Genomic DNA, 25,035 nt, shown 5'->3' with positions numbered 1-25,035 from the left:
CATCTCATGAGTATCTGTTGACCCAAGGAGTGAACCCTATGCGCCGTATCCTGCTTGCCAGCCTGTTGCTACTGCCCCTGTCTGCCTTTGCCGATGACTGTAAGTACGAGGCGCCGCGCAACCTCACGCTCGATTTGGCCGGAGTCCGTACGGTGCAGGTGGAGCTGCACAGTCACGACCTGCACCTCGCCGGCGTCCAGGGCGGTACCGGCGGCAGCGTCACGGGTCGCGCCTGCGCCTCCGATCCCAAGTTGCTGGACGATCTGGTGGTGACCCAGCGCCGCGAGGGCGATCGGCTCATCGTGGAAGCGGGCGCCAGGAATCGCGTGTCGGTCAGTTTCTTCGGTCACACCTATACTGACCTCAAGCTCGACATGCGGATTCCCGCGAACATCCCGGTGGAACTCAATGTCGGTTCCGGCGACGCCTGGGCCTCAGGCCTGACTACCTTACAGAGCCAGATTGGTTCGGGCGATGTGCACGTGAGCAAGATCAGCGGCGCCTTTACCGCCAGCATGGGCTCGGGCGATCTGGATGTGGACGATGTGGGCAGCCTCAGCATCGGCGCCATCGGTTCGGGCGACATCAAGGCACATGGCGTGAGCGGCGATGCGCGGGTAGGCAGCATCGGCTCGGGCGACGTCACCATTGCCCAGGTCGGCGGCAACGTGCGTGTGGATACGGTGGGCTCGGGCGACCTGCGCGTGCGTGATGTACGCGGCGACTTTACCGTCGGCGCCAAGGGTAGCGGCGATATCAGCCACTCGGGCGTGCAGGGCAAGGTCAGCGTGCCGCGCGACCACGACGACGACTGACCGTCACGTTCAACCCAGCCAGCGCCAGACCAGGTAGACCAGCGGGGCGCACACCAGCAGGAACGGAATCGACACGGCATGCAACTGGCGCATGCCGTGCGGTTGCTTGGCCAGGCGCAGCGCAATCAGGTTGGCGAGCGAGCCGATGGCAATGCCGAAACCGCCCACATTCACCGCCACCGCAAGCGCGGTGGCATCGGGCGCATGGCGCAGCAGCAGCACCGTGGCCGGTACATTGCTGATCACCTGCGAGGTGAGGATGCCGGTCAGGTAGAGGGTAAGTGGCTGCTCCAGGCTCAGGCGATCCAATGCATGCTGCACCGGGACAAGCTCGGCGAAGTGCCCCAGGCCCAGGAAGATCGCCGCGAAGGTGAGCAGCAACAGCCAGTCCAGTCGCGCCAGCAGGCGCCAGTCCAGCAGCGCCAGCGGCACCAGCAACAGCCCGGCGCTCAGCACCGCGTGGCCGTGTTCCATCATCAGCACCATGCTGACCAGGGCGCCGATCGACAGTAGCGCCTGCGACGTGGATACCGGATGTCCGTCGATGTCCTGTGCATGCAACACCACGCGTCCGCGCGGCATCCATAGCAGGGTCAGCAGCGCCACCAGCACGAACATGGTGGCGAAAGTGGGCAGTAGCGCGCGCACGAAGCCAAGGAACGGCAGATGGTCGTATTGCCAGAGCAGCAGGTTCTGCGGATTGCCAATGGGGCTCAGCGTCGAACCCGCGTTCACTGCCAGTGCCTCCAGGATCACCATGCGCATGATCGGCAGGTTGGACATGCCGCCGATGGCGAGCGTGAGCGGCACCATCAGAAACAGGCTCACATCGTTGGTGAGCACCATCGACAGCACGGCGGTGACGCTGACCAGCAGCAAGCCCAGCCCCCGCAGCGAGTGCGCGCGTTCCACCAGGGCGCCGGCCGCGTGCTGGACCAGCCCGCTTTCGCGGATGCCCTGGATGCAGATCATCAGGCCCAGCAGCCCTGCCAGTGTCGGCAACTGCAACCAGCGCTGATGATCGTTCCAGGCATGCGGGTCGGCGATGGCCAGCACGATGGCCAGCAGGCCAAAGCCGATCAGCAGGCGCTCCTGGCCCAGGCGGATGATCCATGCGCGCATCGACAAAACTCAGTTCTCCCGCAAGAGTTGCATCGGCGAGGTGTGACTGACCCGTCGTGTGCCTGCCAGCCCCAGCAACATCACCACGATAGCGGCAATCAGGGCTCCCGACAGCAAGGGCAGTATGGGCGGCACGAAGTGCTCGATGTGGAAGATACTGTGTCCCAGCCACATGCCGGTGCCCGCCGCACCGAGGGCGGCCGTGAGGCCGGCGACCAGCCCGAGCAGGGCGAACTCGCACGCGGCGGCCGCACGCAGCTGGCTGCGACGTGCGCCCAGTGTGCGCAGCAGGGCCGCTTCGTGGCGGCGCTCCTGCGCGCTGGCGGCCAGCGCGGCCGCCAGCACCAACGCACCGGCGAGCAGGCTGAAACCCAGCACCCAGCGCACGGCGCCACTGACCTGGTTCACGATCTCGCGCACGCGATCGAGCATGGCATCCACATCGATGAGGCTGAGGTTGCTGTAGTCGCGCGAGAGCTGCGCCAGTGCTTCGGTGTGGCCGCGTGGCAGATAGAAGCTGGCGATCCAGGTATGTGGCAGGCTGCTGGCATGGGCGGGGTCGAACAGCAGGAAGAAGTTCACGCGGAACGAGGTCCAGTCCACTTTGCGGATGCTGCCTACACGTGCATCGATACGCCCTTCGCCCACGTTGAAGCTCAGGGTGTCGCCTACCTTCAGCGCAAACATGTCGCGCCACATGGAGTCGATCGACACTTCGGCCTGTGGTGGATGCGCGCCTGACCAGCGTCCGGCGATCACCTGGTTGCTTGGTGGCAGATCATCGGCCCATGACAGGCGAAGCTGGCGATCGCCCCACTCCTTGGCGCGCTCGTCCTTGAAGCGCATCTGGTCGATGGGCTGGCCATTGATGGCGGTGAGCTTGCCCACGGCCAGCGGCAACATGTTGAGCTTCTGACCACCCATGCCTACCAGCGCCTGTTCGAAGCCGGCGCGTTGATCATCCTGCAGGTTGAGCACGAACCAGTTCGGCGTATCCGCCGGCAGTTCGCGACGCCAGCCCTCCAGCAGCGCCGGCGCCACGATGGCGAGCAGGAGCAGCGCCACCAGGCCCAGGCTCAAGGCGGTGGCCTGGATCAGGCTCATGCCGCGACGGCGCGCCAGCGCAGCCAACCCAAGCCGCAGCGCCGGATGCGCGCCCGGCGCCACGCGGCGGGCCGTCCACAACAGCAGTGCGGAAAGCAGCGCGGCCACCACGGCGACGCCGATCAAGCTGGCGGCCAGGATGCCGGCCAGCTTGGCCGAACCGCTCTGGCTCCAGATCAACAGCAAGGCCACCAGTGCAGGCACCAGATAGAGCACGTCGAAGCGGCGTACGCGGCGCGCGGCGCTTTCGCGGAACACCGCAACGGGCGGTACCTCGGACAATCGCGCCAACGGCGGCAGGGCAAAGCCCGCCAGCACAGCCAGCCCCATCGCCGCCGCGGCGACTGCCGGGCCCAGCGGCAGTTGAGTCGGTATGGCGCTGAACAGTTGGCTGGCAAAGCTCCAGGTGAGCTGCGCCAGGCCCAGTGCGAGCACAGCGCCTAGGGTCACCGCTGGCACGGCGAGCAGACCCAGGGTGTTCACCAGCAAACCCAGTACCTGCCGGCGCGGCGTGCCCAGCGCACGCAACAACGCCACTTCGTGGGTCTTGCGTCGCGCATAGCGTTGCGCCGCCAGGGCTATCGCCACGCCGGCCAACAGGGCGGACAGCAGTGCCGTGAGGCGCAGGAAGGCGCTGGCGCGATCAAAGGCGCTGCGCATGCGCTCCTGCGTCTGCTCCGGGGTGATCAGCTCGGCACCTTGCGGCAGGGTTTGCCCCTGCAGCCAGTCGCGCCAGTCCTGCACGGCGGCAGGTTCACCCGCAACGAGCAGGCGATGGCGTGCGCGGCTGCCGACGCCCAGCAAGCCCGCCTGTTCGGCGTCGGCGATGTTCATCAGCGCGCGCGGTGCCATCGCCACCAATTCGCCACCGTCGGGCAGACGTACCAGCTCCGCGCCCACGCGTAGATCGCGTCCACCCAGCTGAAGGTGATCGCCCAGGTGCAGGCCCAGCGCGACCAGGGCACGGTGGTCCAGATAGACCTCGCCGGCTGGCGGTCCGTGGCCGATCGCGCTGGGGTGCTGTGCATCGCGTAATTCCAGCGTGCCGCGCAGGGGGTAGCTGTTATCAGTCGCCAGCACATCGAGCAGCTGACTTTGTTCATGGGCGAATGCCACGCTGGGAAAGCTGGCGCCGCGGGTCATGTGCAAGCCGCGCGAGGCCGCTTGCTGGGCGTAGCTGGCCGGCAACGCCTGGGGCGAGCCGATGCCGAGGTCGCCCCCAATCAATTCGGCCGCGCTGGCGAGCACGCCGCGCTCCATGCGCGCGGCCAGCGTGGCCACCACGCCCAGCGCCACCACGGCCAGCACCAGCGAGGCGGCCAGCGTGCGCAGCTCGGGCAGGTGCCATTCACGACGCAGGCTGCGCAGGGACAATCGCAACAGTTTCATCGCAGCGGCTCCGTCACGGCAGTACGGCGGCGGAGGGCTGCGATGAGGCGATCACCCGTCCGTTGTCCAACTCCACCTGGCGTGTGCAGCGAGCGGCCAGCCGGGGGTCGTGGGTGACCAGGATCAGCGTGGTGCGGTGATCGTGATTGAGCGCGAACATCAGGTCGCTGATGTGGTGGCCGGTGCGCTGATCGAGGTTGCCGGTGGGTTCATCGGCGAACAGCAGGCGCGGGCTGTGCACGAAGGCCCGCGCAATCGCTACGCGTTGCTGCTCGCCGCCGGATAGCTGCGCGGGATAGTGACGTCGGCGCGGCGACAGCGCCACCGCTTCCAATGCATCGCGGGCACGGGCGCGGGCGTCGTCGCGACCCTCCAGCTCCAGCGGCAGCATCACGTTTTCCTCGGCGGTCAGCGCGGGCAGCAGATGGAAGGACTGGAATACGAAGCCGACCAGGCGGCGCCGCAGATCGGCGCGCGCCTCTTCGTCCAGGCTTTCCAGCGCATGCCCATCCAGTGCGATATGGCCATGGGTAGGCGTATCCAGACCGGCCAGCAGGCCGAGCAGGGTGGTTTTGCCCGAACCTGATGCGCCCACGATGGCAAAGCTTTCGCCTTCGCGTACTTGCAGGGAAACGCGGCTGAGAATGTCCAGCCGTCCCTCAGGACCTTGCACCGACTTGCTAACATCGACCGCGTTCAATAGAACGTTGCTGGATAAAGCGGAGGCATTGCCACTCATGCGTCGTTTCCTGTGCTGGCCGGTTCTGATGGCCTGGATCCTGTGGGGCGCCCTCGGCACCGCCCAGGCGGCTTCGCCGAAAACCGTGCTGGTGCTGGGCGACTCGCTCTCCGCCGCGCACAACATCCCGGTCGCATCCGGTTGGGTGCAACTGCTCGGGGCACGTCTTGCCAAGATGGAGCCGGCATGGGCGGTGGTCAATGCCAGCATCAGCGGCGAGACCTCGCTGAGCGGGCGCCATCGCCTGCCAGAGCTGCTGGACAAGACACAGCCGGCCATCCTGGTGGTCGAACTGGGCGCCAACGACGGCCTGCGTGGCCTGCCGCTGGGGGCGTTGCGCGAAAACCTGGCGGCGATGATCGATGCCGCCCAGCAACGCAAGGTGCGGGTGCTGCTGATCGGCATCGAATTGCCGGTGAACTACGGCCCGCAATACCGCGATGGTCTGCGCGCCGTCTACGCCGACCTGGCCCGGAACAAGCACACCGGTCTGGTGCCGTTCCTGCTCGATGGCGTGGCCCTCAGGCCTGAGCTGATGCAAGAGGACGGGTTGCACCCGGTGGCATCGGCCCAGCCGCAGGTACTGGACAATGTCTGGAAGGGCTTGCAGCCGCTGTTGCGCTAGCGTGAATATCGCCACAACCCATCGTGAACCGAACCCGTTAATTTCACGCGACACTCACGATGCGGATCGTTAGCTGTTCACCTTTGTGAAGTCAGCTTCTGGAGGTAAGGATGAGCTCTCGCGATGAACAGGCAGGATTGATTCTACTAGTCGAGGACAACCGCCAGATTGCAGAGATGGTGGGCGAGTTCCTTGAGCGGCGTGGCTACTCGGTCGATTACGCCGCCGATGGGGTGAGTGGGCTGCACCTGGCCGTTTCCAACAGCTACGACGTGGTGGTGCTGGATCTCATGCTGCCAGGCATGGATGGCCTGGATGTCTGCCGCAAGTTGCGACGCGACGCCAAGAAATCCACCCCGGTACTCATGCTGACCGCCCGCGACACGCTGGAAGACAAGCTGGTGGGTCTGGAAGCCGGCGCGGACGATTACCTGGTGAAGCCCTTCGAAGTGCGCGAGCTGGAAGCGCGCCTGCGAGCGCTGATCCGGCGTGATCGCCGTCAGGTCTCCACCGAAGTGCTCACCGTGGGCGACATGACCCTCGACACGGCCACGCTGCGACTGGTGCGTGGTGGTCACGAGCTTACCGTTTCGCCGATCGGCCTGAAGCTGCTGGCGATCCTCATGCGCGAGTCGCCGCGAGTGGTAAGCCGCCGCGACATCGAGCGCGAAATCTGGGGCGACACGCTGCCCGACTCGGACACGCTGCGTTCGCATCTGTACAACTTGCGCCGGGTGATCGATAAACCCTTCGATCGTCCGTTGCTCCATACCATTCATTCCGCTGGTTATCGTCTTGCCGATCTCGAATCGGAGGTGGCTTCGGCCTCGCAACCGGCGTAATGGCGTACGTGATGAGTTGAATATGTCTAGCAGGGGTAGTGCGCAGTCCGCGCAGGTGTTTCGGCGCGGGCTGTTTCATCGTCGCTTGGCAATCATATTTGGCCTGCAACTGACGGCCATGGTGGTTGTGTGCCTGATGGGTTTGTATGACATCGCGCCCGTGGGCGCCGTGCTGCTGTTGATCGTCATCATCAGTGCACTGGCATGGCTGGCGGCGCGCCAGCAATGGGCACCGGTGAGCCGGCTGGCGCGCGCGGTCAGCGATTGGGATGAACAATCGACCGATCTGCAGGGCTGGCGGCCGGAGCAGTTGTCGCGCCGCACCGATGCCGACGTCGCCATGCTCGCCAGCAGCCTCTACGGCTTTGCCAATCGTATTGCCGGCTACAACCTGCGCGAACGCAACTTCACGCGCGACGCCAGCCACGAGCTGCGCAGCCCGCTCACCGTCATCAAGATGTCGGCCGACATGTTGGTCGATGACGCGTCGCTGAGCGAATTCGGGCAGCGCTCCGTCCAGCGCATCAAGCGCTCCACGCGTGAGATGGAGGCCTTGGTCGAGGCGCTACTGATCCTCGCGCGCGAGTCCGACAACGGCCTTACCGAGGAAGATTTCGTCGTTAACGACGTACTGCGGCACGAGTTGCCCGACGTGCTGGATATGCTCGAAGGGCGCCCCATCACCCTGACGCTGGAGGAGCCTGCCCGGTTTACGCTGCATGGCTCCCCGCGTGTGTTCGCGGTGCTGTGCTGGCAGTTGATTCGCAACGCCTGTCAGCAGGCGGAGAACGGTACGGTGGTGGTGACGGTCATGCCGGGCATGGTTACGGTGACCCACCGTGCCGAAGCGCCAGCGTCGGGCGCGGCCAATCGACATGGCTTTGAGCTGGCGATTGCACAGCGTATTAGCGAGCGCTTTCAGTGGCCGCTGGAGCTGCAGACGCGCGATGGCGATCGACATATCGCACGCATTCGGTTTCCCGAATCACACCTCGTCTCGGTCTGAGCACGAATGTGCGTTACTGCCCCGCGAAAGCCGGGGCGGTTGGCTGGCAAGCGTGGACGGACGGGCGATCGGATGAGACCGCCATCCCCGCTTGGCGGGAATGGCGGCTTGTTGGAGCTCTCTACTTATGCCTTCAGCGTATCGCTCACGCTGAAGGCACAGCCGGTCTTGCTCTTCACTTCGTCCAGTGTCACGCCGTCGTGCAGCTCGATAAGCGTGAGGCCCTTGCCCTTTTCGACCGCGAACACGCACAGGTCGGTGATGATCAGATCCACGCATTCCTTGCCGGTGATGGGCAGATCGCAGGTGTTCTTGATCTTGGGCGAGCCATCCTTCGCGGTGTGCTCCATCAGCACCACCACGCGCTGGACGCCGCTGACCAGGTCCATCGCGCCGCCAGGACCCTTCACCATTTTGCCCGGCACCATCCAGTTGGCGAGGTCACCGGTGCAGGACACTTCCAGGCCGCCAAGGATCGACAAGTCGATATGGCCGCCGCGAATCATCGCGAACGATTCGGCGCTGGAGAAGAAGCTGGAGCCGGGGAGGGTGGTGATGGTCTGCTTGCCGGCGTTGATCAGGTCCGGGTCCACATGCGCATCATCCGGGAACGGGCCAATGCCGAGCAGACCATTCTCCGACTGAAGCGTCACGTCCATGCCCGGCGGAATGTAATTGGCGACCAGGGTGGGGATGCCAATGCCAAGGTTCACGTAGAAGCCGTCCTGCAACTCCTTGGCGGCACGCTGCGCCATCGCGGTGCGGATGGGGCTTTCCTTGCCGGTGTTGGCACCGGCGACGGTACGGAACTCGATGCGCTTCTCGTACGAGGGGCCCTGGATGATACGGTCCACGTAGATGCCGGGCACGTGGATGTTGTTCGGATCGAGCGTGCCGACTTCGACCAGTTCTTCCACCTCCGCCACGCAGACCTTGCCGCAGGTGGCGATCATCGGGTTGAAGTTGCGCGCGGTTTCGCGGAACACGAGGTTGCCGAGGCGATCGCCCTTCCATGCCTTGACGATGGAGACGTCAGCGTGGATGGCCTCTTCCAGCACGTATTCCTTGCCGTCGAACACCTTGGTTTCCTTGCCCTCGGCCAACTTGGTGCCAAACGCCGTGCGGGTGTAGAAGCCGGGAATACCCGCGCCGCCGGCGCGCAGCCGCTCGGCCAGGGTGCCCTGCGGCACCAGATGCAGCTCCAGTTCACCGGCCAGCACCTGGCGCTCGAATTCCTTGTTCTCTCCCACGTAGGAGGCGTATACGCGCTTTACCTGGCGGGTCTTGAGCAGCGGGCCCATGCCAAAGTCATCCACACCGGCATTGTTGCCGACGATGGTAAGCCCCTTGGTGCCGGCCGCCAGCAGCGCGGCGATCAGGTTCTCGGGAATGCCGCACAGGCCGAAGCCGCCGGCGGCGATGGTCATGTCGTCGAACAGCAACCCGTCCAGGGCCTGCGCCGCGCTTGCATAAACCTTGTCCATTGCGATGCCTTCTTGCAGGGAGAGCCAGCTGCCAAGCATACGACGGATTGGTGACCGCTCATGCTGTACGAAGGTCGCAATGGGCCCGAAGCGCGGTCTGATCGCAATCGCCCGCCGCCGCCCATGCAAAGGCAGGGCCCTGAATCGGGCTTGACATCTTTCGATTACGTGCGTAATCATTAAATTCAATTACAAGTGTAAACGTTGAGCGCAATGATCAGTGATGCAGAGGCCGTAATCATGGAGGTGCTGTGGCGTACGTCGCCGCGTAGCGCCGAGGACATCCTCACCGAAGTCGGGCCCCAGCAGCGTTGGCAGGAGGGCACGGTCAAGTCGCTTCTGAACCGCTTGTTGAAGAAGAAAGCGGTGAAGGTCGAGCGCGACGGCCGTCGTTACCTGTACTCGCCGCGCTTGCTGCGTGAACAGTATGTGTCGCAGGAAAGCAAAGGTCTGCTGGATCGCCTGTTCGGCGGGCGCGTAGCGCCGTTGGTGGCGCATTTCTCCGAGCAACGCAAGCTCAGTAAGCGGGATATTGCCGAGCTCAAGAAGCTGCTGCAGGAGCTCGATGATGAGCAGCCTTGAGGGGGTGTGTCGCGCGTGGCTGATGCTGTTGGGCCAGGGCGCCCTTGCACTCACCGTGATGCTGGGATGGGTCCTGCTGGCACGACCGGCGATGCGTCGCTGGTTTGGCGCCGAACGTGCCGCATGGTTATGGTGGCTTCCGGCCGTTGGATTGGTGGCGAGTGTGCTGCCGCATCCCGCATTGCTGCTGGACGGGCACGCGCGGCTTCCCACCTTTATGGTCATCCGATCGGTGACAGCGGGTTTGTCCCGCGCGGCAAGCGACGAGGGTGGCGTGCCCTGGGCTTTCACAATTCTCCTTGTTTGGAGTGCGCTGCTGTTCGTGCTGGTGTTGCGCGACGTCACGGCGCAGCGACGCTATACGGCCATGGTGCGCAACGCTCAGTCCTACGAGGCGCCCATGGTTCCCGTGCACGTGCGCCTCGCCCAGCGTCCCGATGCGGGGCCGGCGGTGGTTGGTGTCTGGCGCAAGGTTGTTCTGTTGCCCAGTGACTTCGAGCAGCGCTTTGCCTACGCGGAGCAGGCCATCGTGCTCGCGCACGAGAGCATGCATGCCGAGCGGCGTGACGGGTTGTGGCTGCTGCTTGCACGCATCATCACGCTTACGTTTTGGTTCCACCCGTTGGCGTGGTGGGCGCTGAGCATGCTTCGAAGAGACCTTGAGCTAGCCTGCGACGCCGCAGTACTAAGGCAGCAGGCTCCCTCGCCTCGCCTGTATGCACAGGCACTGCTCAAGTCACAGCCGGCGCCGTTCGCGCTGCCGGCGGGTTGCTGTTGGTCGTCCCGACATCCACTGATGGAGCGAATCACCATGTTGAAATCGCCTACCCCAAGCTCGCTGACGCGCCGAATCGGTGCAGGCGTGGTTTTTGCCACATTGGTTGCCGGTGCCGGTTGGGCATACGCCGCCACGACACCATTGGAGCTCGGCAAGTCTGCATCACCCAACGGGCACGAATACCAATTGGACATGGTGTTCGAGACCGCGCCTGCTGCATCGGGTCATCGTCACGCCGAGCGCTCCGCGCTGGCAATCTGCACGATGGAGGGTGAACAGGGGGTGGTACGCGTCGGTACATGGTCCATCGTGGCCACGCCGACCCCGGTCGCGGCAGGCCAATTGCAGGTGCAGTTGTCGCTACGGCAGGACGGTGCCCCGCTGGCGCAGCCGAGGGTCATTGGCGCGCTGGGTAAGTCCATGCGTGTCACTGGGACTACCAGCGGTGCACAGGATAATTACGTGCTTGATCTCACCCCGCGCATGGGCTGCCCGGCCAGGGAATCCGCCAGCCGGGCTGCGCCTTAGGGTTAGCGCTGCAATCGACGAGCATGCGGAAGGTAAACCGGCTCGCGATATGGCGCAGCGCATGGCCAGCAAGGCCGGCTTGACCCTCGTCGATCCCAATACGCGCGGGAATGGTTTCGTCAGCCTGAGTTTCGAGCGGGCTCTGGGGCCGGCGAGGCCCTGCGTCAGGTTGCCCATGTCGTGGGCGTGAGGCTGCACCACTTGGGCAACCAGCTGCGCTTCTTGCCCAAGTGGCCCGGATATACTGCCCTCACTGCGCCGAGGGAAGCCTGTCCGTGAAGTATTGCCGTCTTGTCGCCGCCGTGGCGGCGCTGGGGATCGTGTCGATGAGTCATGCGGCTTCGCCTGTGCTGGTGATCCATGGCGGTGCCGGGGTCATCAAGCGCGAGATGAGCCCGGCCAGGGAAAAGGCCGTGCGTGCCGCGTTGACCCAGGCGTTGAAGGACGGCTATGCCCAGCTCAAGGCCGGCAAGACCGCGGTGGATGCGGTGGCGGCGGCGATCACGGTGCTGGAGGACGATCCCAACTTCAACGCGGGCAAGGGCTCGGTATTTACGCACGACGGAAAGAACGAGCTGGATGCGGCCATCATGGATGGTTCGACGCTCGAGGCTGGCTCCGTGGCCGGCGTGCACCGAGTGAAGAACCCGATCCTGCTGGCGCGTGCGGTGATGGAGAAATCCTCGCATGTCATGTTGGTGGGCGAGGGCGCGGAGGAGTTCGCCAAGTCGGTGGGTATCGAACTGGTCGATCCGGCTTATTTCCGCACCGAAGAACGCTGGCAGCAGCTACAGAAGGCGCTCAAGGAAGATGCCGAGCACGCCAGGCATTCGGATGTGGAGACGGCCAAACACTTTGGCACGGTCGGTGCGGTGGCGTTGGATGCACAAGGTCATCTGGCTGCCGGTACGTCCACCGGTGGCATGAACGACAAGCGCTGGGGCCGCGTGGGTGACTCGCCGATCATTGGTGCGGGCACCTACGCCAATTCGGGCTGTGCCGTATCCGGCACGGGCTGGGGCGAGTTCTATATGCGCACCGTTGCCGCGCATGAGATCTGCATGCGCGTGACGCAGATGCGCGTGCCGCTGCGCCGCGCGGCGGCCGAGGTGATCAATCAGGAAATCCCGTCGATGGGCGGCAATGGCGGCGCCATTGCGCTGGACAGCGATGGTAACGTGACCATGCCATTCAATACCGACGGCATGTACCGGGGCTGGATCGGCGCCGACGGTGTGCCGCACGTGGCGATCTACGGCGATGAGAACGACGGTGCGGGTGAGCCTTTGCCGGCCGCGGCCGATAGCACCGCGCAGCCGTAACAGGGTGTACCGGGCCGGCGTGGCCGACCCGGTGAGCGGGGGTCAGTCGTCCCCGTCCGGGCGCTCGCGCACCGGATGCTTGCTCAGCTTGCGCTGCAGCGTACGGCGATGCATGCCCAGTCGGCGGGCCGTTTCGGAAATGTTGCCGTCGCACTCGGTCAGCACGCGCTGAATGTGCTCCCATTCCAGGCGACGCAGTGCAAGCGGCGCTTCCGGCGCGTCGACCACGTCGTCCTCACCGGCGTGGGTGTCGCCGTCTAGCAGGGCGCGAACCACCGCATCGGCATCGACCGGCTTGGCCAGATAATCGTGGGCGCCGCGCTTGATCGCTTCCACGGCGGTGGCGATGGAGGCGTAGCCGGTGAGTAGGAGTACGCGGATCTCCGGCACCAAGGCCTGGAGTTCCGGGATCAGGCGCAGACCGTTCTCTTCGCCGAGCTTGAGATCGAGCACGCAGTAGCGCGGCTGGTGGCGGCGGGTGAGCGCACGGGCCTCGTCGGCATTGCTGGCGGTGATCACCTCAAAGCCGCGTGAGCTCATGGCTCGGGCGAGGACGCGCGCAAAGGTGGCGTCGTCGTCGATGATCAGGAGTTGCTGGTCGCTCATGGGGTTCTCCAACGGCGCGAGGCCGAATGCCACTATTGTCGCTTGGTGCGACAAAGCATGCACATGTGGCCTTGTGCCACTGTGGCTATCTGCCGCAGGCGGTCTACGATGCGGCAACCACGGCTAATGGCAGGCGCAGTGCCATCAGGGCACCGTTGTCGGTATTGTCGGTGGTGAGTTCACCCTCCAGTCGCTCGGCGGTGGCCTCGGCCAGCGCCAGGCCAATGCCCAGGCCGGTCTGCTTTTGCGATTGACCTAGCACGGCGAGTTCACCGGTGGGCGTAAAGCCCGGGCCGAAATCACGCACGATCAGTTCCAGCCAGCCTTGATCGCAGCGCGCGGTGAGCGATACCGCCTGCGAGCCGTTGAGGGCGGACGCATCCACCGCATTGTTGAGCAGATTGATCAACGCATGGCGCAGCCCGCGAGGCGTACGCAGCTGAGTGCGTGCGTCGGCTTCGGACATGATCAGTTCCAGGTCGGCCTCCGGGCGCAGCAGCTGAAAGCGCTCCAGGCAGCCGTGGATAAAGCTGGCAAGGGTGATCTGCTCAGGCACCTGCGACAGTTGCGCTTTGCCGAAGGCGACCATCTCGCGCAGGATGGTGCGGCAGCGATCTACCTGGTCTTCGAGCAGGGCCAGATCCTCGGCCAACGGCGCGTCACTGGCATGTTCGCGGCGCAGCTCCGGCAACAGGGTGCGCATGGTTGCCAAGGGGGTATTGAGCTCGTGCGCGGCGCCGGCCGCCTGGGTGGCGATGGCCAGAATGCCCTCATCGCGCAGGGCGCGTTCGCGCACGCGCTGCACTTCCAACTGCTGCAGCCGCACGGCACGGGCGAGGCGGTTGATGAAGAAGCCCAGCAGCACGGCCATGATCACGAAGTTCACGCCCATGCCCAGTACATGCAGCGAGAAGCCGCCGGTGACAGCCTCGGGCGCGGGGGTCACTGGCAGTGGCACATACCAGAACAACAGCACGAGATAGGCCAGGCCCACCAACGCGGCCACAGCGAGTACCGCGCCTACCGACAAGGCCGCCGCGCTCAGTGCGATGGGAATGAGCAGCAAGGTAATGAATGGATTGCTGGCGCCGCCAGTGAAGTGCAGCAGATAGCCCAGTACCAACGTATCCACACCGACGTGCAGGATGGTTTCCCATTGCTTGATCGGCCAGGGCTGGGTGAGGCGCCATGCGGCAAACACCGCGAACACGGCCAGCAGGCCAATGCCAACCAACAACGGTAGCAGCGGAATATTGAGCTGCATCCATAGCGCACAGACCAGTACGGCGGTGCTTTGCCCGGCGATGGCGCAAATGCGCAGCCAGGCGAGGCTGCGGAAGAGGGTGCGCGGGCCGATGCGCTGGCGGCTGGTCGAATGCTTCATGGACGCGATGCTAGCGGATTTGCACCGCGCGGCCGAAACGAAGCGGGCCGGGCATTCTGAAGCATGGCCCGGCCCGCGGTTTCCCCGCCCGGATGGGCGGGGAAGGGGTGATCGATCAGGCTTCTTCGCTACGCACGGCCGGCAGCGGTGTATGCGACTCGGCATGGCTGCGCGACAGGCGGTTCATCACCGGCAGCATCACCACGGCAACCACTGTGCAGGCAATGCCCACGAAGCCGAGCTTGTTGAACAGGCCGACATAGATGTTGAGCGATTCCACCGGGTTGCTGATGTGCTCGGGCATGGCGGCGAAGTTGGCCACCACGCTGCCCAGGTACTGCGAAATACCCACGGCCACGTAGTAGGCGCCCATCATGAAGCCGCCCATGCGGGCCGGCACATAGCGGGCGATCATAGCCAGGCCCAGGCCGCTCACCAGCAGTTCGCCAAGCGAGTACAGGCCGTAGCCCCAGATCATGGTCCAGGACGAGACTTGGCCGTCGGTGGCACCCAGTGCGCCGAAGCCGTACATGAAGAAGCCCAGTGCTACGGCGGCGAAGCCCAGCGCGAACTTCACTGCCACCGATGGATCTTTGCCCGCGCGTCCGAGCGTGTTGTAGATGAGCACCAGCACGGGGCTGAGGATCACGATCCAGATGGCGTTGAGGCTCTGGTACTGCTCGGGAATCCAGGTATAGAGGTGCAGGCCCAGCAGGTTCCAGGACAAGTCCACGTTCTTCTGCGCGAACAGGTTGAGCGAGGTTGCCATCTGCGCGTAGAAGATGAAAAAGAAGATGGTCTGTACGGTGAGCACCAGTGCGGCGATGAGTCCGGCGCGCTCACTTTTCTGCGCGCTGCGGATCAGGTGCACGAAAATGCCCAGGATCACCACGCCAGCCAGGTACACGCAGATCTTCGCCGCCAGCAGGCTTTGCAGAATGAAGGCCGCGATGGCTACGAGCACCAACGAGGCGACCAGCAGGCCCGCTACGCGCTTGGCTTGCACTGGCTGGGTATCCGCGGGCGAGCCGATATGGGCAAGCGTGCGGCTCATCAGCGAGTAATTGAACAAGCCCAGGAACAGTCCGACCGCGCAGGCTCCGAAGGCGGTATGCCAGCCCATGGCGTCGCCGTAGTGGTTACCCACGTAGTCACGAATGGCCGGCGTGGCGATCATCGAGACCATCGAGCCGATATTCACCGCCATGTAGTAGATGGTGAACGCGCTATCGATGCGGGTGTCGTCGCCCTCATAGATCTTGCGCACCAGATTGCCGGCGTTGGGCTTGAAGAAACCGTTGCCGACGATGATGACGCCCAGTGCGGTGTAAAGCAGGGTCGGATTGTTCGAGGGAATCCAAAGCATCACATAGCCCAGCGCCAGCACCACGGCGCCAGTGAGCATGGTGCGGCGGGTGCCGATGAGCTTGTCGCCGACCCAGCCGCCGATGGCTGGCGTGGCATAGATCAGGGCGGCGGCCGCGCCCCATACCAGGTTGGCTTTGCTGTCGACGAAGCCGAGCTTCTTCATCATGTAGGTGACCATGAGCACCTGCATGCCGTAGAAGCCGAAGCGCTCCCACATCTCGATCAGGAACACGGTGCTGAACGAGCGGGTCTGGGAGACCGGTGGATTCTGGATTGCCATTCGATAGTCCGTACTGCAGTTCAAACAGTGGCCGCGCGGCGGCCGGCTTGCGTAACCCGGAACGGGGTCACAAAGGGGGCAAGCGTAACCTATCCGTCATTCAGGTGACGTTGCGGTGCCGCACGCAGGATCCTGCGCCTACATGGCCTGTGGCATCATCACGGGCTTGTGCCCGCGCCTTGCGGGCCGCGGCCATGCCGCATGCTCACGAGGACGACGACACATGGCCGCCACCGGTTTCCGTGGACCCCGACAGATCTGGAATGCCTTCAAGTGGTCCATGAAAGGACTGCATGCGGGCTGGCGCCATGAGGCCTCGTTCCGGCTGGAGGTTTGCCTCGCCGTGGTGTTGGTGCCTCTGGGGCTTTGGCTGGGCAACGGCCCACTGGAAAAAATTGCGCTGCTGCTGCCGCCGGTGCTGGTGCTCTCGGCGGAGTTGCTCAATTCCGCCGTGGAGGCGGTGGTGGACAAGGTCAGTCCCGAGTTCCATGAGCTGGCGGGGCGCGCCAAGGATATGGGGTCGGCGGCGGTTTTCCTGCTGCTCGTGCTCACCGCCCTGAGCTGGGGCCTGATTCTGTGGCCACGCTGGTTCTAAGCGTCCCAGGATCAGCAAGATTGCGCCGGTAGCGGCGGGATGCTGCAATGGTGCCTCCACTGGATCGGAGCACCACCATGAAACTTCTTCGTACCCTCGCATTGCTGCTGGTTGTCGCGGCCCTCTCCGGTTGTGGCTACAACGCCATTCAGCGCCAGGACGAGGCGGTCAAGGCGGCCTGGTCCGAGGTGATCAATCAGTACCAGCGTCGTGCCGACCTGGTGCCCAATCTGGTCAACACGGTGAAGGGTTATGCGCAGCACGAGGAAAAAGTGCTGACGGAAGTGACCAATGCCCGCGCCAAGGTCGGCACCATGCAGTTGTCGCCGGATGCGTTGAACGATCCGCAGAAGCTGCAGGAGTTTCAGCAGGCGCAGGGCCAGCTGTCCAGTGCGCTGTCGCGCCTGATGGTGGTGAGTGAAAACTACCCGCAGCTCAAGGCCGATGGCCTATTTCAGAATCTGCAGGCACAGCTGGAAGGCACCGAGAACCGTATCACCGTGGCGCGCAACCGTTACGTGCAGTCGGTGCAGGAATACAACTCGATGATCCGCACCTTCCCGAACAACCTCACCGCGAAGATCTTCGGCTACCAGGTCAAGCCCAACTTCACGGTAGAGAATGAAAAGGCCATCTCCACGGCGCCGACGGTGGATTTCGGCGGCGCGCCTGCCGCACCTGCCTCGGCGCACTGATATGACCCGGCGCTTGCTGCGCCTGTGGCTGGTGCTGGCGATAGCCTTGCTATCGCCAGCATGGCTGCATGCGGCGGACGACACGCCCGCCGTGCCCACGCTGGCACGCCACGTGACCGACCTTACCGGCACGTTTACGCCACAGCAGGTCGACCAGCTTGACGCGCAACTGGTGTCGCTGGAGAAGACCAAGGGCGCCCAGCTTGTCGTGTTGATGGTGCCGACCACGCAGCCGCAGGACATCGCCGAGTATTCGCTGGCGGTGGCCGAAGCCAACAAGATTGGCCGCAAAGGCACAGACGACGGTCTGTTGCTGCTGGTGGCGAAGAACGATCGACGCGTACGCATCGAAGTCGGCTACGGACTGGAGGGCGCCATTCCCGACGCTGCCACCGCCCGCATCATTCGCGAATACATCGCGCCCAAATTCCGTACCAACGACTATTTCGGCGGCGTCTCCGATGCGGTCGGCGCGCTCACCCTGCTGGTGAACGGTGAAGCGTTGCCACCACCGGTGGAAAGCGGCCATCGTGAACGTTCGGGTTCCAATGTCGGCCACGTGCTGCTGATTGCGGTGTTCGTCGGCTTCTTCCTGCGTAGCCTGTTCGGCAGCACCACGGTGTGGCTGCGTACGCCAGTGGGAGCGGCGATCACCGGCGGTCTGGTCTGGTTGCTCGCGACGTCGCTGGGCGCTGGCATCTTTGGCGCCGTTATCGGTGGTGTGTTGATGTTGTTGCCCGGTGGGGCGGGGCGCTCGATCGGTGGCGGTGGATGGGGCGGCTTCGGCGGTGGCGGCTTTGGCGGCTGGGGCGGCGGTAGCGGTGGTGGCTTCGGTGGCGGCGGTGGCTTCAGCGGCGGTGGTGGCAGCTTCGGTGGCGGTGGTTCCTCGGGGAGCTGGTGACATGGCGCGCATGCAACGTCTGCTGATGAATCTATTCGATGGCTGGTTCCAGATGCACCGCCGCTTTCCCAAGGCGTTGCTGGACGACATGACTCACGCCATTGCCCAAGGGGAGCGCGAGCATCGCGGCGAGATTTGTTTCGCCCTGGAATCGCGATTGTCGCTCGATGCGGTATGGCGGGGTATGGATGCGCATCACCGCGCACGCCAGGTGTTTGCGCAGCTGCACGTGTGGGACACCGAGCACAACAGCGGTGTGCTGTTCTACCTGCTGATGGCGGAGCACCGTGTGGTGATCATCGCTGATCGCGGCATTGCCAAGGCGGTGACGCAGGCCGAGTGGGATGCAGTGCGCGACCACATGCTGGCGCATTTCTCGCGTGGCGAGTGGCGCCAAGGCTGCATGGAAGGCATTGCCGAAGCGCACGGGCTGCTCAAGCGCCATTTCCCAGGCAACGACAAGGCGAAGCCGGACGAACTGCCCGACCGACCGGTGTTGCTGTAGTTAACCGCACCGTTGCGGGCTGGCGCCTCGCTATCTTCGAGATAGATGGCGCATAAAAAAAGGCGGGCCCGGAGGCCCGCCTTTTCCGAAGTCATCGACTCTTGCGAGCTTAGAACTTCTGGTTGTACGACACGTAGAAGTAACGGTCGATGTCGAACGACGGGTTGTACGGCGAGCTGCCGGTACCCGAGGTGGTCACCGAGTAGTAGAACGGACCCTTCTTGTTGAAGATGTTGTTCACGCCCACGGTGAACACGCCCTTCCACGGTGCCGTGTAGCGGAACTGTGCGTCGTTGAACGCCACCGAACCCTTCTGGCTCATGCCATAGGTGCCCCACCAGGGGTTGGTGTAGTTCGGCGAGCTGCACTCGACTTCCGAACCTGGGGTGTTGTCGTAGCAGATGTCCTTCAGGCCCGAGTAGTAACGGACCGTCCAGCTTGCACCGAACTCACGGTAATCCCAATCCACCTGCAGGTTCGAACGCACACGGTACATACCGCTTTCGCCGGACATGAAGCCGACCGGGGTCTTGGCGGTGGCGCCCGGGCCGCTCACCATCTCGTACTTGCTGAGGTAGGTGCTGTCCGAAGCGATGCGGAAGCGGCCGATCGCGGTGTCCGGCAGACGGTAGTGGATACCGACGTCGTAGCCTTCGGTCTTCAGCGTGCCGAGGTTGTAAAGGCTCTCGTTCAGCTGGTCGACGGTGCCCACGGCTACGCCGGTGGCAGCGTTGGCGACCGTGGCGCGCTGGAAGTTGCCGCAGAACGACGGGTCGTTCTGGATGTAGCAGTAGTTCAGCGTGTCCTGCGCGTCAACCGCAGTGATGATGTTCTTCACGTAGACGTTGTAGTAGTCGATCGTGAAGTCCAGGCCTTCGACCTGATGCGGGCTGTAGACCAGACCCAGGGTACGGGTGATCGACTGCTCCGGCTTCAGGTTCACGTTCGAGCCGGAGATAAACGGCACCGGGGTCTGGCTGCCGTTGTTGTTGGTGATCGGCTTGCCCGAGGTGTTGTTCACCTGCTGGTAACCGGCCGGCACACCATGGCCGATGCTGGCGCAACGGGCAGCCACGGTGCTGCTGGTGGCGGCGGCGCCGTACACCGAGTCGCACGGGTCGAGGAAGGTCTCGAAGCTCTGCGCATCGCCGGCGTACAGGTTGTCGATCGTCGGCGCGCGGAAGCCGTGCGCGAACGTGCCGCGGAACAGCAGGTCGGCGAACGGACGGTAGCGGAAGCTGTACTTGTTGTTGGTGGTGCTGCCGAAGTTGCTGTAGTGCGAGTAGCGGCTGGCAATGTTGACACCCAGTTCCTGGGCGCCCGGCAGGTCACGCAACAGCGGCACGTCCAGCTCGGCGTACGCTTCGTTGGTGTTGTACGCACCGCTGGTCGGCGCAGCCGCCAGGTCGGTGGTCAAGCCGGCGGCGACGTTCGCATCCGGGTTGAAGCTGCCCTTTTCGCCACGGTGCTCGACGCCCACGGCCAGGTTCACCGTACCGGCCGGCAGATCGAACAGGCCGCCGGACACGTTGGCGGTCCAGTCGTCGGTCGTGCTCTTCTGGCGGTTGGTCTCGATGTAGTTGATGTAATTGAGCACCGACTGCGGCGTGGCACCCGGACCAGCCAGGATGTTCCACGGCACGCAACCTGCGGCACGCGCGGTGGCGCTGGCGCAGACCAGCTGGCCATTGAGCATTTCCGTCGGGCCAAGCGCGTTCTGCGCGTTGGCGAGGTTCAGGTTGCCCGAACCGATCTGGCGGATCTTGTTCTGCGAGTAGGTGTAGTTCGCGTCCCAGCTCCAATCATGGCCCAGGAACTGGAAGTAGCCTTCCGCACCGATGTCGATGTGCGCCAGCTTGGAGTTGCCCCAGGTGACGCGCGGCAGCTCGGTCGTGCGGCGGTAGAAGTTGACGTCCTGACCCGGGAACGGGTTATAGGCGTTCGCACCGCTGAGCACCACGCCGGTGCCGCCGCTGGAGAACGGGTAGCCCGACAGCTGGCTCGACGTATCGCGCGTGCTGTAGCTGGCCATGCCGTGCAGCGTGATGTTGTCGGTGAGCTTGTAGCGTTCCTGCAGGAACAGGTTCTTCAGCTTGGAGCCGGCGCGGAACGTCATGTCGTTCTGCGTGTTGTACTTGTCGGCGTTGCTGGTGCCGTCGTACAGGTGGTAGTTGGCGAGGTCGTTGGTGCCGGTCGAGCCGTGATTGATCACGTACTGGTTCGGTACCCACTTGCCATTGGCGTTGTACGAGCCGGCGCCTGCGGTGCCAGCGGCGCGCGGGTCGATGATGCGACCGTAGGGAGCGGTCGCGCTCCAGCCGTCTTCCGGATGGCGCGGACCATTGGCGTAGTCGGTTTCGCTACGCTCGCTGTTCCACATCGGGTCGGTGTTCTGGTACGACGCGCCGACGATCAGCGAGTTCTTCTCGGTGCTGTGGCCCCAGGTGAAGTCGTAGTTCGTGGTGGTGCCGTCGCCCTTGCCGTTCTGGCCGAAGTAGACGTTGGCTTCCGCGCCGTCGAACTTTTCCTTGGTGATGATGTTGACCACGCCGCCGATGGCGTCGGAGCCATAGATCGAGGAGGCGCCATCCTTGAGGATGTCAATGCGGTCGATCATCGACACCGGAATGGTCGACAGGTCGGTCAGGCCCGACAGGCTGGTGCTCCAGCGACGGCCATTGACCAGCACCAGGGTGCGGTTGGAACCGAGATTGCGGATGTTGACGTAACGGCCACCCACATCGGCGCCCGAGGACAGCGTGTCCTGGGGGGTGATGTCCGGAGTACCGGCCGACGGCATGCGGGCGATGATGTCGTTGACGTTGGTCAGGCCGGTGGCCTGGATGGCGGCGCGATCCATGGTAAAGATCGGCTGCGAGGTTTCAACGTCTACGCTGCGGATGCGCGAGCCCGTGACGGTAACGGTTTCGAGGCTCTTGGCCGCGCCCTGGTCAGCCTGAGCGGGGGCAGCATCCTGTGCGGCCACCGACCACGTCTGCAGCACGAGCGCTGCGGCGATGGCAGTAGCCAGCAGTGTCTTTTGCTTCATTGTTGGAACTCCGAACAAAAAATAGCCATCAGCCAGCGCGCTAGCGGCTGGGCCTCTGGGTATTGGGGAAGGCACGTCACGCCCTGGGGAAGGGGCCTACGCGCCACGGCATCGCCAGGCTTGGGGGACAGGCGATGTAATCCCGAAGTTAAAACAAAGTGACGGCAAGGTGCAACCTAGCTGTCACGTATATCGTTTACCGCTGAGATTATTGGCGCAGTGCAAAAAAGAGGGCGCCGAAGCGCCCTCCTTGAACTCTCACGGCGCAACCGCCGGTGAGACGGGCGCTCCCGCGCCGATGTAACGATCGAGAAATCCGGCAAGCGTGTTGTAAAACTCGACGGTGTTTTTTTCGCTATAGAAGCCGTGGCCTTCGCCTGGTTTGCTCAGCCACTCATAGGGTTTGTGAGCGGCGTCCAGGGCAGCGCGCATGGCCTTGGCCTGGGCGAACGGTGCGCGCTGGTCGTCTTCGCCATGCACTAGCAGCACCGGCACGCTGATCTGGTCGGCCAGATGCGTGGGCGAGTTGGCGGCGAGGGCGGCATCGTCCTTGCCAATCACGTTGCGCAAGTAACTGCGCCCGGACTTTTCCTCCTTGATATCGCCTTTCTTGTACATCATGGCGAGGTCGTAGATGCCGGCGTAACCCACTGCGCACTTGAACAGGCCGGGTGCGCGAACCGTAGTCATCATGGCTGAGTAGCCGCCAAAGCTGGCTCCGTAGACGCAGATGCGTTGCGGGTCGGCGTACTGCTCCTTGATGGCCCATTTCACGCCGTCAATCAGGTCCTGCTGGATGGCTGTGCCCCATTTGAGGTAGCCCGCCTCCTTGAAGTCGCGGCCCCGGCCACTCGATCCGCGGTAATTCACCTGCAGCACGAGGTAGCCGCGGCTAGCAAGAAATTGCGCATCCTGGTCATAGAACCAGTCGTCGCTCACGCCGTGAGGACCGCCGTGCGGTAGCAGCACCATCGGCAGCATGTTTTCGCCGCGGTCGCGCGGCACGGTGAGGATGGCTTCCAGTTCGGTGCCGTCACTGGCGGTGAAGTGCAGGGGGCGGCGTTCGGACAGTTTGGCCGGGTCCATCCACGGGTGCACGTTGAAGAGCTTGTGCACTTTGTAGTTGTGCGTGTCGATCAGGTAATACGTGCCCGGATCGCGGTCGCTGGACACCTGGAACATCAAGGTGCTGCCGTCCTCGCTGAAATTGACGAAGTTGACGTAGCTGCCGGGAAACTTCTGCGAGATCGCCATGTGCAACTTGGCGGTGGGCAGGTTGGCGTCCAGATAAGTGGGCTTGGGCAGTCCGGTGGCTGGCACGACCGCAAACGGCTGGCTGGGCGCTGGCGTCCACTGGATGTCGCCTACGCTGTCGAAGCTGTTCTTGGCCAGCACCTTGCGGTTGCCACCGTTTTCATCCTGCTCCACCAGCATCGACGGACCGTTGCCTGCGTTGTAGTAGGCGTAGATGCGCTGCTTGTCCGGCGTGTAGGTGATAGGGGCGAAGGTGGCACCGATTTGCGTGGCAGGCAGCTTGGCCCAGCCGTTGTCCTCGCGGTGATATACGACGTAGTCGTCGTCCTCGTTGCTGCCGTAGGCGTAGTGGGCCTGTCCATCCGCGCCGATCATGAAGCTCATGCCGGTCTCGCTGATCTGGCCGATCAGGCGGCGCGTGTTCTTTACCGCGTCGACGTCATAGAGCGAGTACTTGCCGCGGCTGTCCCAGGATTCGGCCGCCATGTAGAAGTGGCCGTTCGCTTGCTCCGGCGTGCCCACCACGTAGCCCCAGCCTTTGTCGGTGGCTCGCGTGCCGGCGCGGCTGCCGGCCACGTCGAAGCCGAAGATGTAATCCTGGTGCTTGCCGTCGTAGTCGGTGGCCAGCAGTTCGCCGTAGTAGGACGGTTTGTCCAGCGAGCCTTGCTGGCGGCCCTTGGCGATCACCAGGCGAGTGGGGCTGACCCAGGTAATGCCCAGCGGCATGTCGTACTTGGGCATGCGCAGCATGGACACCGGCTTTTGCATGTCGGTGACCGCGTAGATCATCAGGGCATGCATGTTGCCCTCGTTGTCGTCCATGCGGACGGCGACGTATTTGCCGTCCGGCGAGAGCTGCGGATGCGAGATGGGCGCATGCCGCGCAAAGTCTTCGGTTGGGATGAGGTCGGCCGCCAGGGTGGCGGCAGGCAATAGCAAGCTGACGGACAGCGCGGTCCGTGCCAGTCGGTGAAGCATCGATGTTCCCCCTGAGCGCTCCGGCTCCAAGCAGAACGGCCCGTCCGGAGCGAGCCGGGCCAGTCCTTTGGCATGTGGCCATCCATCGCCCCCCTCTAGGCGCGCATGGCCGCCGCGCGTCCCTTTACGGGCCCGTGCAGCGTCCCGAGTGTAGCGGGCGGCGGCGATGGCCGGGAAGGCGCGGGGGAGGGGATGCCCGCGCCAGGGCGCAAGCCAGCTAAACTTGGCTTTTGCCGCCCGCTCCTGGTCCCATGACGCAGCCTTTTATCGTCGCTTTCGATCCCGTCGCCTTCCATCTCGGGCCGCTACAGATTCACTGGTATGGCCTGATGTACCTGTGCGGCTTTCTGGGCGCCTGGTTGGTGGCCGAGTACCGCCGTCGCCTCGGGCGGCTGCCGGTGTCGCACGATGCCCTGGGCGACCTGGCGTTCTACGTGATGATGGGCGTGATCGTGGGCGGGCGCGTCTGGTACATGCTGTTCTACGCGGATATCCACTGGATATGGACCGATCCGTTGGCGCTGCTGCGCGTATGGGACGGCGGCATGAGCTTCCACGGCGGTTTGCTGGGCGTGCTCACCGCCGGCTGGTGGTGGTCGCGTCGGCACGGCATGCATTTCTTCGATACCGTGGACTTCGTGGCACCGCTGGTGCCGATTGGCCTGGGCCTGGGCCGGTTGGGCAATTTCATCAACGGCGAGCTGTGGGGCAAGCCCTCGGACGTGCCCTGGGCCATGATCTTTCCCAATGCCCCCGATCGCCTGCCGCGTCATCCCTCGCAGCTGTATGAAATGCTGCTGGAGGGCGTGGTGATGTTCACCGTGTTGTTCCTGGTCTCCATCAAGCCGCGCCCACGCTACCTCGTGTCGGGCCTGTTCGCGCTGATGTACGGTTGCTTCCGCTTTGCCGTGGAGTTTGTGCGTGTGCCCGACCCGCAGCTTGGCTACCTGGCCTGGGGCTGGCTCACCATGGGGCAGATCCAGTCGCTGCCGCTGGTGGTGATTGGCGTGGTACTACTGATCCTTTCGCGCAAGGCGCCCACCCTGCGCCCCGATCCGGCCGCGTTGCCGGCCAAGGATTGATG

At 64.2% G+C, this 25,035-nt stretch carries 21 protein-coding genes; 12 read left to right on the top strand and 9 right to left on the bottom strand.

Going from position 1 to position 25,035, the window contains the following annotated elements:
- The first annotated feature begins 38 nt into the window (after positions 1-38).
- Positions 39-815, top strand: coding sequence for a DUF4097 family beta strand repeat-containing protein (locus JHD67_RS01745; protein ID WP_199096709.1), 777 nt, complete (start codon positions 39-41; stop codon positions 813-815).
- 9 nt (positions 816-824) lie between these two features.
- Here the strand turns inward: JHD67_RS01745 and JHD67_RS01740 are convergent, their stop codons facing one another.
- From JHD67_RS01740 to JHD67_RS01730, 3 genes are read right to left on the bottom strand one after another with little or no spacing between them, the layout of a single operon-like run.
- Positions 825-1,937, bottom strand: coding sequence for an SLC13 family permease (locus tag JHD67_RS01740; RefSeq protein WP_199096708.1), 1,113 nt, complete (start codon positions 1,935-1,937; stop codon positions 825-827).
- A gap of 9 nt (positions 1,938-1,946) precedes the next feature.
- Positions 1,947-4,430: an FtsX-like permease family protein gene (locus JHD67_RS01735; protein WP_199096707.1), complete on the bottom strand. Its 2,484-nt coding sequence runs from the start codon at positions 4,428-4,430 to the stop codon at positions 1,947-1,949.
- A 13-nt stretch (positions 4,431-4,443) separates the two neighbouring features.
- Positions 4,444-5,169, bottom strand: coding sequence for an ATP-binding cassette domain-containing protein (locus JHD67_RS01730; protein WP_199096705.1), 726 nt, complete (start codon positions 5,167-5,169; stop codon positions 4,444-4,446).
- On the opposite strand from JHD67_RS01730, the gene JHD67_RS01725 reads away from it, so the two are divergent.
- The 3 genes from JHD67_RS01725 (at position 5,168) to JHD67_RS01715 (ending at position 7,642) form a co-directional block, all read left to right on the top strand.
- Complete coding sequence (locus JHD67_RS01725; RefSeq protein WP_199096703.1) at positions 5,168-5,794, top strand: arylesterase; 627 nt, start codon at positions 5,168-5,170, stop codon at positions 5,792-5,794. The two genes, JHD67_RS01730 and JHD67_RS01725, sit on opposite strands and share 2 nt — an antisense overlap.
- A gap of 110 nt (positions 5,795-5,904) precedes the next feature.
- Positions 5,905-6,636: a response regulator transcription factor gene (locus JHD67_RS01720; protein WP_199096701.1), complete on the top strand. Its 732-nt coding sequence runs from the start codon at positions 5,905-5,907 to the stop codon at positions 6,634-6,636.
- 22 nt (positions 6,637-6,658) lie between these two features.
- On the top strand, positions 6,659-7,642 hold the full coding sequence (locus JHD67_RS01715) for a HAMP domain-containing sensor histidine kinase (protein ID WP_199096699.1): 984 nt from the start codon (positions 6,659-6,661) through the stop codon (positions 7,640-7,642).
- Between the two features lie 125 nt (positions 7,643-7,767).
- On the opposite strand, the gene JHD67_RS22580 is transcribed toward JHD67_RS01715, so the two are convergent.
- The gene (locus JHD67_RS22580) at positions 7,768-9,126 is read right to left on the bottom strand and encodes a 3-oxoacid CoA-transferase (RefSeq protein ID WP_199096697.1); all 1,359 of its coding nucleotides are present in this window, start codon (positions 9,124-9,126) and stop codon (positions 7,768-7,770) included.
- 213 nt (positions 9,127-9,339) lie between these two features.
- Here JHD67_RS22580 and JHD67_RS01705 point away from each other — a divergent pair, with 213 nt between their 5' ends.
- The 3 genes from JHD67_RS01705 (at position 9,340) to JHD67_RS01695 (ending at position 12,336) form a co-directional block, all read left to right on the top strand.
- On the top strand, positions 9,340-9,708 hold the full coding sequence (locus tag JHD67_RS01705) for a BlaI/MecI/CopY family transcriptional regulator (protein WP_199096695.1): 369 nt from the start codon (positions 9,340-9,342) through the stop codon (positions 9,706-9,708).
- Complete coding sequence (locus JHD67_RS01700; RefSeq protein ID WP_199096692.1) at positions 9,695-11,014, top strand: M56 family metallopeptidase; 1,320 nt, start codon at positions 9,695-9,697, stop codon at positions 11,012-11,014. Before JHD67_RS01705 ends, JHD67_RS01700 begins: the two co-directional genes overlap by 14 nt.
- A 326-nt stretch (positions 11,015-11,340) precedes the next feature.
- Positions 11,341-12,336 (top strand): isoaspartyl peptidase/L-asparaginase, encoded by a 996-nt coding sequence (locus JHD67_RS01695; protein ID WP_199096829.1) that lies wholly within the window; start codon positions 11,341-11,343, stop codon positions 12,334-12,336.
- Positions 12,337-12,378: 42 nt separating this feature from the next.
- Here JHD67_RS01695 and JHD67_RS01690 read toward each other — a convergent pair whose 3' ends face one another.
- From JHD67_RS01690 to JHD67_RS01680, 3 genes are all read right to left on the bottom strand, one after another.
- Positions 12,379-12,942 carry a response regulator transcription factor gene (locus JHD67_RS01690; protein WP_199096690.1) on the bottom strand — a complete coding sequence of 188 codons (564 nt, stop codon included), beginning with the start codon at positions 12,940-12,942 and terminating at the stop codon, positions 12,379-12,381.
- 103 nt (positions 12,943-13,045) lie between these two features.
- Entirely contained in the window at positions 13,046-14,326 is a 1,281-nt protein-coding gene (locus JHD67_RS01685) for an ATP-binding protein (protein ID WP_199096688.1), read from the bottom strand.
- A 115-nt stretch (positions 14,327-14,441) separates the two neighbouring features.
- Positions 14,442-15,974, bottom strand: a complete 1,533-nt coding sequence (locus JHD67_RS01680) for an oligopeptide:H+ symporter (protein ID WP_199096686.1) — start codon at positions 15,972-15,974, stop codon at positions 14,442-14,444.
- A 223-nt stretch (positions 15,975-16,197) separates the two neighbouring features.
- On the opposite strand from JHD67_RS01680, the gene JHD67_RS01675 reads away from it, so the two are divergent.
- From JHD67_RS01675 to JHD67_RS01660, 4 genes are all read left to right on the top strand, one after another.
- Entirely contained in the window at positions 16,198-16,569 is a 372-nt protein-coding gene (locus JHD67_RS01675; protein WP_199096684.1) for a diacylglycerol kinase, read from the top strand.
- A 77-nt stretch (positions 16,570-16,646) separates the two neighbouring features.
- The gene (locus JHD67_RS01670) at positions 16,647-17,264 is read left to right on the top strand and encodes a LemA family protein (RefSeq protein ID WP_199096682.1); all 618 of its coding nucleotides are present in this window, start codon (positions 16,647-16,649) and stop codon (positions 17,262-17,264) included.
- Position 17,265: 1 nt separating this feature from the next.
- Complete coding sequence (locus JHD67_RS01665) at positions 17,266-18,165, top strand: TPM domain-containing protein (RefSeq protein WP_199096680.1); 900 nt, start codon at positions 17,266-17,268, stop codon at positions 18,163-18,165.
- Between the two features lies 1 nt (position 18,166).
- Positions 18,167-18,670: a TPM domain-containing protein gene (locus JHD67_RS01660; protein WP_199096678.1), complete on the top strand. Its 504-nt coding sequence runs from the start codon at positions 18,167-18,169 to the stop codon at positions 18,668-18,670.
- A 109-nt stretch (positions 18,671-18,779) separates the two neighbouring features.
- Here the strand turns inward: JHD67_RS01660 and JHD67_RS01655 are convergent, their stop codons facing one another.
- A complete protein-coding gene (locus JHD67_RS01655; protein ID WP_199096676.1) occupies positions 18,780-21,719 on the bottom strand; it encodes a TonB-dependent receptor in 2,940 nt (979 codons plus the stop codon).
- Positions 21,720-21,977: 258 nt separating this feature from the next.
- On the bottom strand, positions 21,978-23,951 hold the full coding sequence (locus JHD67_RS01650) for a prolyl oligopeptidase family serine peptidase (protein ID WP_199096674.1): 1,974 nt from the start codon (positions 23,949-23,951) through the stop codon (positions 21,978-21,980).
- 251 nt (positions 23,952-24,202) lie between these two features.
- Here JHD67_RS01650 and lgt point away from each other — a divergent pair, with 251 nt between their 5' ends.
- Positions 24,203-25,033 carry a prolipoprotein diacylglyceryl transferase gene (lgt, locus tag JHD67_RS01645; RefSeq protein ID WP_199096672.1) on the top strand — a complete coding sequence of 277 codons (831 nt, stop codon included), beginning with the start codon at positions 24,203-24,205 and terminating at the stop codon, positions 25,031-25,033.
- The last annotated feature ends 2 nt before the right edge of the window (positions 25,034-25,035 follow it).

The sequence above is a fragment of the Dyella sp. ASV21 genome (genome assembly GCF_016428975.1).
Classification (GTDB): Bacteria; Pseudomonadota; Gammaproteobacteria; order Xanthomonadales; family Rhodanobacteraceae; genus Dyella.
Note: the sequence above shows the minus strand (reverse complement) of the source record. Positions and strands in the feature narration are given on the sequence as shown.

Bases quoted from the DNA above. Each gene is read 5' to 3' on its own strand.
- JHD67_RS01695 (WP_199096829.1), top strand. From the start codon at position 11,341: ATGAGTCATGCGGCTTCGCCTGTGCTGGTGATCCATGGCGGTGCCGGG.
- JHD67_RS01650 (WP_199096674.1), bottom strand. From the start codon at position 23,951: ATGCTTCACCGACTGGCACGGACCGCGCTGTCCGTCAGCTTGCTATTG.
- JHD67_RS01690 (WP_199096690.1), bottom strand. From the start codon at position 12,942: ATGAGCGACCAGCAACTCCTGATCATCGACGACGACGCCACCTTTGCG.
- JHD67_RS01725 (WP_199096703.1), top strand. From the start codon at position 5,168: ATGCGTCGTTTCCTGTGCTGGCCGGTTCTGATGGCCTGGATCCTGTGG.
- JHD67_RS22580 (WP_199096697.1), bottom strand. From the start codon at position 9,126: ATGGACAAGGTTTATGCAAGCGCGGCGCAGGCCCTGGACGGGTTGCTG.
- lgt (WP_199096672.1), top strand. From the start codon at position 24,203: ATGACGCAGCCTTTTATCGTCGCTTTCGATCCCGTCGCCTTCCATCTC.
- JHD67_RS01700 (WP_199096692.1), top strand. From the start codon at position 9,695: ATGAGCAGCCTTGAGGGGGTGTGTCGCGCGTGGCTGATGCTGTTGGGC.
- JHD67_RS01735 (WP_199096707.1), bottom strand. From the start codon at position 4,430: ATGAAACTGTTGCGATTGTCCCTGCGCAGCCTGCGTCGTGAATGGCAC.
- JHD67_RS01675 (WP_199096684.1), top strand. From the start codon at position 16,198: ATGGCCGCCACCGGTTTCCGTGGACCCCGACAGATCTGGAATGCCTTC.
- JHD67_RS01740 (WP_199096708.1), bottom strand. From the start codon at position 1,937: ATGCGCGCATGGATCATCCGCCTGGGCCAGGAGCGCCTGCTGATCGGC.
- JHD67_RS01705 (WP_199096695.1), top strand. From the start codon at position 9,340: ATGATCAGTGATGCAGAGGCCGTAATCATGGAGGTGCTGTGGCGTACG.
- JHD67_RS01660 (WP_199096678.1), top strand. From the start codon at position 18,167: ATGGCGCGCATGCAACGTCTGCTGATGAATCTATTCGATGGCTGGTTC.
- JHD67_RS01655 (WP_199096676.1), bottom strand. From the start codon at position 21,719: ATGAAGCAAAAGACACTGCTGGCTACTGCCATCGCCGCAGCGCTCGTG.
- JHD67_RS01680 (WP_199096686.1), bottom strand. From the start codon at position 15,974: ATGGCAATCCAGAATCCACCGGTCTCCCAGACCCGCTCGTTCAGCACC.
- JHD67_RS01730 (WP_199096705.1), bottom strand. From the start codon at position 5,169: ATGAGTGGCAATGCCTCCGCTTTATCCAGCAACGTTCTATTGAACGCG.
- JHD67_RS01720 (WP_199096701.1), top strand. From the start codon at position 5,905: ATGAGCTCTCGCGATGAACAGGCAGGATTGATTCTACTAGTCGAGGAC.
- JHD67_RS01670 (WP_199096682.1), top strand. From the start codon at position 16,647: ATGAAACTTCTTCGTACCCTCGCATTGCTGCTGGTTGTCGCGGCCCTC.
- JHD67_RS01685 (WP_199096688.1), bottom strand. From the start codon at position 14,326: ATGAAGCATTCGACCAGCCGCCAGCGCATCGGCCCGCGCACCCTCTTC.
- JHD67_RS01745 (WP_199096709.1), top strand. From the start codon at position 39: ATGCGCCGTATCCTGCTTGCCAGCCTGTTGCTACTGCCCCTGTCTGCC.
- JHD67_RS01665 (WP_199096680.1), top strand. From the start codon at position 17,266: ATGACCCGGCGCTTGCTGCGCCTGTGGCTGGTGCTGGCGATAGCCTTG.
- JHD67_RS01715 (WP_199096699.1), top strand. From the start codon at position 6,659: ATGTCTAGCAGGGGTAGTGCGCAGTCCGCGCAGGTGTTTCGGCGCGGG.